The 9,295-nt window shown below is 62.1% G+C and carries 3 protein-coding genes; all 3 read right to left on the reverse strand.

The features are described from left to right. Positions 1-24: 24 nt before the first annotated feature. From recD to recC, 3 genes are read right to left on the reverse strand one after another with little or no spacing between them, the layout of a single operon-like run. Positions 25-2,082, reverse strand: coding sequence for an exodeoxyribonuclease V subunit alpha (gene recD, locus YA0848_RS00935; protein ID WP_169903949.1), 2,058 nt, complete (start codon positions 2,080-2,082; stop codon positions 25-27). Continuing rightward, positions 2,079-5,753, reverse strand: a complete 3,675-nt coding sequence (gene recB / locus YA0848_RS00940) for an exodeoxyribonuclease V subunit beta (protein ID WP_169903950.1) — start codon at positions 5,751-5,753, stop codon at positions 2,079-2,081. The genes recD and recB overlap by 4 nt, the downstream gene beginning before the upstream one ends. Then, a complete protein-coding gene (gene recC, locus YA0848_RS00945) occupies positions 5,750-9,202 on the reverse strand; it encodes an exodeoxyribonuclease V subunit gamma (RefSeq protein WP_169903951.1) in 3,453 nt (1,150 codons plus the stop codon). Before recC ends, recB begins: the two co-directional genes overlap by 4 nt. Between the last annotated feature and the right edge of the window lie 93 nt (positions 9,203-9,295).

Here is a 9,295-nt window from a genome sequence, read left to right on the forward strand (position 1 = left end):
TTAGATGACCTATCAGTCAGTTTTTTAGGCGCCTTGATCCAACTCCAGCATTAACCCACTCAAGCGCTTGACCTTGCGCCGCACCGCTTCCTCAAACACACCGCCGCGCGGCTCGATCAGGCTGAACCAACGCTTGGCGCGGGTGATGCCGGTGTATATCAATTCCTTGGTCAACACCGGGTTCAAGGCGTCGGGCAGGATCAGCGCAGTGTGGGTGAACTCCGAGCCTTGGGATTTGTGCACGGTCATGGCGTACACGGTTTCCACATCGTTCAGGCGGCTGGGCAATACGAATCGCACGCCGCCCTGGCCGTCATTACGTGGGAAAGCCACCCGTAGCACCTGAGGGCCACCGTCGCTTTCGGGCAGTTTGAGGGCGATGCCGATATCGCCATTCATCAGGCCCAGGCCGTAGTCGTTGCGCGTCATCAGCACCGGGCGGCCTTCGTACCATTGCTCGTCACCCTCGATCAGCCGCACTTTGCGCAGCGCCGCGGTGATTCGCAGGTTCAACCCCTCCACACCCCACGGACCTTTGCGCACGGCGCAGAGCAATTGGAATGCGTCGAAGGCCTGCAACAATTGCTGCGCCCAGGCCGTCCAGGCGTGGTCGTCACGGGGGGTGGCGGGTGATGGACGCGCCGATTGCAGCAGGTTCAGGTAATAGCGATAGCCTTCGGCACCACCGCCCTGCCCGTCCAGCACCAGGCGCTCAAGCGCGTGGTCGTGTTCGCCCTTGAGGCTGACGCAGAACAGGTCGCTGTGGCTGCGCGCGGCCAGCAGCTTGCGGGCCTCTTCGGCATTTTGCTGGTTGACCCAGCGCGCCAGTTGGCCGATGCCGCTACCTTCGCCGAACCGCCGCGAATAGCGCAGCATCACCACTTGTTGCGCCAGGGGATGGCTGTGGTCCAGGTCTTCGCTCAGGCCGCTGGTGCTGAGGTCTTCACCGCTGACGGCTTGTAGCCACTGGCGCGTGTCGGGGCTGTACCAACCGGCTTCGGCGTCGCGGCATAAATCGCCGAGCACGGCACCGGCTTCCACCGAGGCCAGTTGATCCTTGTCGCCCAGCAATACAAGACGGGCGTGAGGCGGCAGCGCGTCCAGCAGATTGGCCATCATCTCCAGGTCGATCATCGAGGCCTCATCCACCACCAGTACATCCAGGGGCAGCAAGTTGCCCGCGTGATGACGGAAATGCCGAGTGCCCGGACGACTGCCCAGCAAACGGTGGACGGTGGTGACTTGGGTCGGGATCTTTTCCCGCACCGTATCGGGAACACTCAGCGACAGCACTTGCTGGCTGATGGATTCGGTCAGGCGCGCCGCCGCTTTGCCAGTGGGAGCGGCCAGGCGTATGCGCAGCGGGTTGCCGGATTCCACGGCCGGCGCCTGCAACAGCGCGAGCAGGCGCACCACAGTGGTGGTTTTGCCGGTACCGGGGCCGCCGGTAACGATGCTGAACGCCCCTCGGGTAGCCAGGGCGCAGGCGAGTTTCTGCCAGTCCACTACGCCGTCGGGCGCGGGTTGAGCGAACAGGCCATTGAGCCGCTCGGGCAAATCGGCGGTGAAGTTTTCCTGTGTCGCCAGGCGCTGGCGCAATGCGGAATCGATGCGTCGCTCGTAGGTCCAGTAGCGCCGCAGGTACAGCCGTTTCCCCGATAGCACCAGGGGCCGGCTTTGTGCCGCTTCACTGCCGTCGAGTGCAAAGGCGACCAACGAGCTGGCGGCCAGTGCATGGCACCAATGGGCGCCATCGAGGCCATCGAGCAACTGCGACGGAAGCAACATCGCGCCGGTCTGCAGGTCGCCTTCGGGCGGTAGGGACAGGGCAAAATCCGGCGCCTTTAGGGTTTCGAACAGATCAAGGCAGACGTGCCCGTGACCCAATTGGTGGCTGGTCAACGCCGCAGCGAGCAACACCAGAGGATCGGCCTGGGGATCGAGTTCGTGCAGGAAGCCAACGAAAGCCTTATCCAGCGCCCGCAACCAGCCGCGTTCGACCCAGCGTTCCAGTAATTGCACCAGATCGGCGGAGCGTTCCAGCGGCGCTAGTGCCTCCAGCGGTAACGGCGACAGGCTCATAACAGCACTCCTTGTTCCCAGGCCGGCTCAGTTTTGGGTGGCAGCGGTTTGCCTTGGAACAACAGGTCCAGGCCTTCGATCAGCGCCCGTGGCGGCCGGGTGAAATACGCGCCTTGGCTGGCAGACTGGGTGCCGCGCAGGAACAGATACAGTGCGCCGCCAATGTGGCGGTCGTAATCGTAGTCGGGCAAACGTGCCTTGAGCTGGCGATGCAGGGCCAGTAGGTAGAGGACGTATTGCAGGTCATACCGATGCTCAAGGATCGACTGTTCCATGGCTTGCTGGGTGTAGGCCGAATCGTCAGGCCCGAGCCAGTTGGATTTGTAGTCGGCCACGTAGTAGCGGCCATCGTGTTCGAACGTCAGGTCGATAAACCCCTTGAACATGCCGTTGAGCAGCACCGGTTCGGCAGCCACCCGGGCGACGCCGTCATGGGTGTACTGACACACCAGTTTATCCAGGGCGAGCACATCGACCTTATGACTGGCGAACCAGAACTCCATCTCGATCTGATAGTGCCGCAGGCCGCTCAAGGCCACGCGACCGTTATCCACAGGCAGTGGCGTGTGCAGCAGATGGCCCAGCCAGGCACTGAGGGTAACGATCCACCCCTCCCAGTTGCGCCGATTGCAACGCGCGCCGACGGCTTTTTCGATGGCCTGCGGCGTCACGTTGAAGCCTTCTTCACCTGCCCATTCCAGCAAACCGTGCAGGAAGGTGCCGGGGTTGGGGCCGCGTGGGAAACGGTGAATGTCGCCACCAGACGCTACCACTTCACGCGGTGCATCCGGGTCCAGGCGCTCGTCATCGAACAGCTTTTGCGCTTGTGGGTTTTCGGGCGCTTCGAGGGTCGGGCTGCTCAGGCTGTCGCCAATACGCAGTGCGCTGTAGGACGCAATCCACCAGTTTTCCGCCGCCTTGCGGCTGGGCAACAACGGCGCGAGCAGCGTGGCCTGGTTGCGCGGCGGGTGGAACAGCACCTTTTGCGCCTCAGGCACTTGGGCGTAATGGATGGCTGGGCAACCGTCCTGCAAATCCAGCAGCCAACGGGCCAGGCCCGTCGACTCGCGCAGCACATTGCCGCCGCCAAGCAAATAGCCCAGGGCACACAAGTGCAGGACCGAACTACTGCTGTTGCCGCGCTTGAGGTCGGCGACGCCCAGCCAGCACGCGTGCTTGGCGCGGGTCAGGGCGACATAAAACAAGCGCAGGTCTTCGGCCAGCCGCTCGTCGTCAGCCTGGGCAATCAGCTCGGCGGTCGGGCGCAGGCTGACCTGGGATTTGCCATGTTCATCGTGATAGTGCAGCGGCAGGCGGCTGCCGTCCACGGGTTTGGTCGAACAAATAAACGGCAGAAACACCAGGTCGTATTCCAGACCTTTGGATTTGTGGATGGTGACCACTTTGACCAATTGCTCATCGCTTTCCAGGCGTAGGATCTGCTCTTCACCGGCTTGACCCGAGAGCGCCAGATGCTCGGCCAGGTGGCGGATCAACGCTTGTTCGCCGTCCAGCTCCGAGGCGGCCTGTTGCAGCAGTTCGCTCAAGTGCAACAGGTTGGTCAACACACGTTCGCCGTCGCTGCGGGCGATCAGGGTTTGCGGCAATTTGAAGTCGTGCAGCAAACGCCGCAGCATCGGTAGCACGCCTTGGGTGCGCCAAATCGCACGGTAACCGCGAAACTGCATAACGCGGCTTTCCCACGCCAATTCGTCCTGATTCAGACGCTCCAGTTCGGGCAGCGACAGATTCAACGTGACACACGCCAGGGCGGCACGCAGGGGGCGCTCCATATCCGGCTCGGCGCAGGCTTTGAGCCAGGCCAACAGGTCATGGGCTTCCTGGGCGGCAAACACCGAGTCCTTATCGGACAGGTACACGCTTCGCACACCCCGAGCGGCCAATTCCGCACGCACGGCTTGGGCCTCCTTGCCGTCGCGGACCAGGATGGCGATATCCGACGGCAATACACCTTTGAAGCTGGCGTCCGGCTGTAGGAAACCGGCCTTGCCTTGCTGCCCGGCATTGAGCAGCTCAACAATCTGCGTAGCACAAGCAGCAGCCAGCTGCTGGCGGTACACCGCGTTGGAAATCGGCTGGTCGGTTGCCAAGTGCCAGAGGTTCATCGCCGGCACAGGCTGGCCGTCGACCAGCAAGGTCTCTTTGCGGCCTTGGGACAATACCGGCTGGAACGGCACCGGGTTATCGCCATTCGGCTCGCGGAACAGAAACGCACCGCGCCCGGACTCCGCACGCTGGAACACATGATTCACTGCGTCGACCATGGCATGGCTGGAGCGGAAGTTGGTGCCCAGGGTGTGATGGCGGCCGAGTGTGGATTTACGTGCGCGCAGGTAGGTGTAAATGTCGGCGCCACGGAAAGCGTAGATCGCTTGCTTGGGGTCACCGATCAGGAACAGGCCGCTATCCAGGTGGTTTTCTTCGATGCGATAGATGCTGTCGAAGATGCTGTACTGCACCGGGTCGGTGTCCTGGAACTCATCAATCAACGCGACCGGGAATTGCTCGCGGATCACGCTGGCCAGGCGCTCGCCGCCCTCTGCTTGGAGGGCCGCATTGAGGCGGATCAGCATGTCATCGAAGCCCATTTCGGCGCGTCGGCGTTTTTCCTCTTCGAAGCGTTTACCCACCCAGGCGGCGGCGTGTTGCAACACGGCGGCGTCCGGGGTGGGCAACGCGTCAAGGCTGGCTTTGAGGTTGGCCATGGCATCGATACCGGGATGCCGGGGCGGCTCGCCTTTCCAAGCTTCGGCCATGCCCTCGGGCGTAAGGCGTGTGAAGCCGGTGCCGATGTCCAGTTGCTCCTGGGTTTCGTCGCTTGCCCAGGCACTGATTTTTTCGAACCAGGGCTCGAAATAGCGCGCTTGCATCTTGCGACCGTCGACGGCTTTGGCAGCCACGGCCTGCAGGCAAAGATCGCGCAGTTCGGCGGCCCATTGCTGCCAGGGCGCTTTGAGGGCGACCAGCGCTTCGCGGCGCTCCTGCAAACAGGCGTTGATCAACTCGGCGGGATCGCGGGTTTCGTCGCTGGGACGCTCGCTGCCGAACAGCGCGCGCACGCGCGGCATCAGCGCAGCGGGGCCGCCCCAATGAGTGCGCACCCAGTTGAGGGCATCGTCGTGCATCGGGTAGCAGAACAGCCGCCAGTAATCGCGCAGTACTTCGCCGAGCAGGTCGCTGTGATCGGTTTCCAATGTCTGGGTAAACAGGCTGCCGCTGTCGAACGCATGTTCGCGCAGCATGCGCTGACACCAACTGTGGATGGTGGACACAGCCGCTTCGTCCATCCACTGGGCAGCGATGTCCAGGCGGTTAGCGCAGGCGGGCCACTGCTCAGGCGCATAGTGCACACGCAGGTCGGCGATCAGAGCGTCGGGCGACGGGATCTCATCGCGGAAAAACCGCGCGGCCTCAGCCAGGCGAATGCGGATACGCTCACGCAGCTCCTTGGTGGCGGCGTCGGTGAAGGTCACCACCAGGATCTGCGGCGGCAGCAATTCACGACCAAAACCCCACGCATCGCCGCCGTGGCCAAGCACCAGGCGCAGGTACAAGGCGGAAATTGTGAAGGTCTTGCCGGTGCCGGCGCTGGCTTCAATCAGCTGGCTACCTTTGAGTGGGAAGGCCAGGGCCAAAGGTGTGCTGCTCATGCGCGGGCCTCCTCGCCAGTAAGTGATCGCCACGGCGCATCAAGCATGGGTCGGTACAGTGTCTCGCACCAACCTTCGAATTCTTCGCTGGCCACCAAGGCTGCGTAATCCGGAAATTGGCGCGTGAGTGCGGGGGTTTCCCGGCGTTCGCCGTCGGTGGTCAGCCCGTCGCCTTCGTAGGCTTTGCTCGCCGCGGCATGGGCTTTGGCCGGATCGGTCTGGCCCAACCAGGCGAATGCGGTCTTGACCGCCACCGGCAGCGGCTTGCGCATGCCGCTGTGCCAGGCCAGGAGCAGGTGGCCGAGGATATCCTGGGCGAGCGCTGGGTCCAGCGGGGCCAACAGCAAGGTGTCATCACTGGCCACTAGGCCGGTACTCAACGGCAGCCCGCAAGCGCAGGCCACCAGATGATTGACCCACGGGCGGATCAGACGATGCCACTTGCGTGTCTTGATCGAGCCGATGCTATTAGGAATGGTGCTGACGCTGAGCAACCCGCCATCACTGCGCCGATGCAGCCCACTGATCCAGCCTTCCAACCTGATCCCCTGATGCTCAAAACTGACCGGTTCCGTCGCGGTATGCGGGATTGGCCATAGGGCCAGTAGTTGCTGGTAGCGTTGCAGCAGGCCGGGCAAAGGCTCGATCAGTTCGTTGCGCAGACATTCGCCGAAACCAACCATGGGCAGCAGGCCACTACCTTGTAGGCGCTGGGCCTGGGCCTTGAGCGCCTGGTCGAGGTGCTCCGGTTGGCTCAGCGCGGCATTGAGCAGGCTGTCGCTCAGGCTGTAGCGTTGCAGAGCATCAAGAACGAAGGGTTCTTCATCGGCCAGAGGTACTTCGGCGGCCTCAAAGAACACTTTCAGACGCTGACTGAAGAAATGTTTAACCGGGTTGCGTAGGAAATCCTGTAACTGACCGAGACTTAGAGGTTCTTCTTGCTGATGCTGCGCCAATTCCGGCTCCGTGCCGGTGATGGGCGCGTCCTCGTGCAATACCTGCCATTCGCGGGCGTAGCTGAACAGCGGATCGCCTGCGTGGAAATAGCGGGCGCTGAACGGCTGCAATGGGTGTTCCTGGGTCAGCGCGTCAATGACGGGGGCGTCGTTTGCCGCGTGTTTCCAGCCGCTGGCGAGATGATCGCGCAACTGGCCGATCAGCACCGAAGCCGGACGCTCGCTGTTGTCGCGGATGCTGCGGCCGACCCAACTGATGTAGAGCTGGTCTCGGGCAGAGAGCAGGGCTTCGAGCAACAAGTAACGGTCGTCTTCGCGACGGGACCGGTCGCCTGGGCGGTAGTCGCTGCCCATCAGGTCGAAGTCCAGCGGTGGCTGGGCGCGAGGGTAATCGCCGTCGTTCATACCCAGCAGGCAGACGAGCTTGAAGGGAATGGCACGCATGGGCATCAGGGTGCAGAAATTGACAGCTCCGGCGAGGAAACGCTGGGACAGTCGGCCTTGATCCAGACCGGCGAGCCAGGCTTCGCGGACCACGGTGAGCGGTAACTCGTCCTGCAGGCCGACGGACTCACAGGTTTCCAACCAGGTTTCTCGCAGCTGTTCCAGTTGGCTCAGCAGATAGTCATCGTGTTCACTACTGGCCAGGAAGAACCGCTGCATCAAGTCTTGCAAGCGCTCGCCCCATTGCTGCGGCGCTGCTGGCTCGGACAAGGTCTGATGAGCGTCACTCAGCGCATCGAGCAAGGCAACCAGCGGGCCAATCAGCGCCGCGTCGAGGCCGCCAATTTCGTCGTAAGGTTCGATACCTTCGCAGGCCGCGCCACTGCCCACCGCATACCCCAGCAACATGCGGCGCAGGCCGAATCGCCAGCTGTTCTGTTCAAGCTCAGCAGGCAGGCCCAGGCCGGCACGTTGTTGCGCGTCGAGCCCCCAGCGGATACCGGCGCCTTCGATCCAGCGATGCAGCGTCGGCAGGTCGCGTTCCTTGATTGCAAAGCGTTCGCGCAGGGCGGGAACGTCGAGCAGATCGAGGATTTCGCTGACGGGGAAGCGGCTGTCGGGGAGTTTAAGTAGATGCTCGACTGCGATCAGCAACGGATCGCGGCCGCGTTGGCCCTGGTCCGTCAGGGTGAACGGGATAAAGCGCGGATCGTTGCGCTCAAGCTGACCGAACACAGCACGGATATGCGGCGCGTAGCTGTCGACATCCGGGACCATAACGATGATGTCACGAGGACGCAGCGTGGGATCAGCACTGAAGCGCTGCAGCAGTTGGTCGTGCAGCACTTCAACTTCACGTTGCGCGCTGTGGGCGATGTGGAAACGGATAGACGAATCACGCTCCAAGTCGACAGCGGGCCATAGATCGCGGGTTTCATTGAGTGGGCGCAGTTCGAGGATATCGTCCTGCAACTGATTGAGCAGTGTGGTCGGGGTGCTCTCGCTGAACAGATCGATGCGTCCATCGCGGAATGCGGCGCGGTAGCTATTGGGATCATCGTAACTGTCCAGCAGGCTGATGTAGTCGCGCCCCTGTTTGCCCCAAGCAGCCAACAGCGGATGGGCATGCTGGTGCAGGGTTTGCGGGTCGATACTGATCGGCATGCCGGCTTTACGTGCCTGGCGTTTGTATTCGTTTCGAAGCAGGTCTTTGTCGGCGACGATGTCGGACCAATGGTGGCGACAGGGGTTGTGTACGCATAACAGAACTTGACTGAAACGAGCCAGACCGGCGAGTGCTTCGAGAGCCTGGGCGGGCAATGACGAAATACCGAACACGATGACCCGTGAAGGGAGGTCGGGTGGAGCTTCCTCGAGGGTATTGATGCGCTCGATAAAGCGCTGATGCACGCCGGCACGGCTTTCGGCCATGCCCTCCTCACCCACATCCAGCAGCAATGCACGCCATAACTCGGCTTGCCAGCAGTTCGCCGGACTGAGGGGCTTGGCCTCACCTCGTCCATTGCGCAGTTGATGACGACCGGCGGCCCAATCTTCCAGCCAGTCGGCGCGGTAGACCTGATATTGGTCGAACAGGTCGGCCAAGCGTTCGGCCAATTGGTAGCGTTTGCGCAGGTCGGTGTCGTGGGTCAGGAAGCGCTGCAACGGCTCGAAGTGCGGTTGGTCAATGAGCTCGGGCAGTAGGCGCATCAACCGCCAAGTGAGTGGGGCTTTATCGAGCAAGGATTTGGGGGGGATTTCGTCACGCCCCAGGACCATGCGATAGAGCTGCCACATAAAACTGCCGGGGAGTTGTACGTCGATGGCAGCAGCGATGCCGCAGCCGCCCATGTCATCGTCTTCCGGATCTTCAGCCAATGCCAGTTTGAGCCACTGGGCAATACCGTTGCTTTGTACCAATGCAATTTCATTTTCCAGGGGCGCTAGGGGATACCGGCGCATCCAGCTAACCACCAGGCTGCGCAACTCATCCAAGCGGTTACCGTGAACCACCATGAATCCAGCGCTGAGGGACATCGCATCCGGCATAACAGCTTCCTTGGGAAAGCAAAATCGGGGGTATGGACTTTAGCACCGAAGTCGGCGCTGATGATGCCCACGGCTTTTCGAGCGCGCAAAACA

This window comes from Pseudomonas sp. S4_EA_1b, assembly GCF_016307435.1.
Classification (GTDB): Bacteria; Pseudomonadota; Gammaproteobacteria; order Pseudomonadales; family Pseudomonadaceae; genus Aquipseudomonas; species Aquipseudomonas rhodesiae.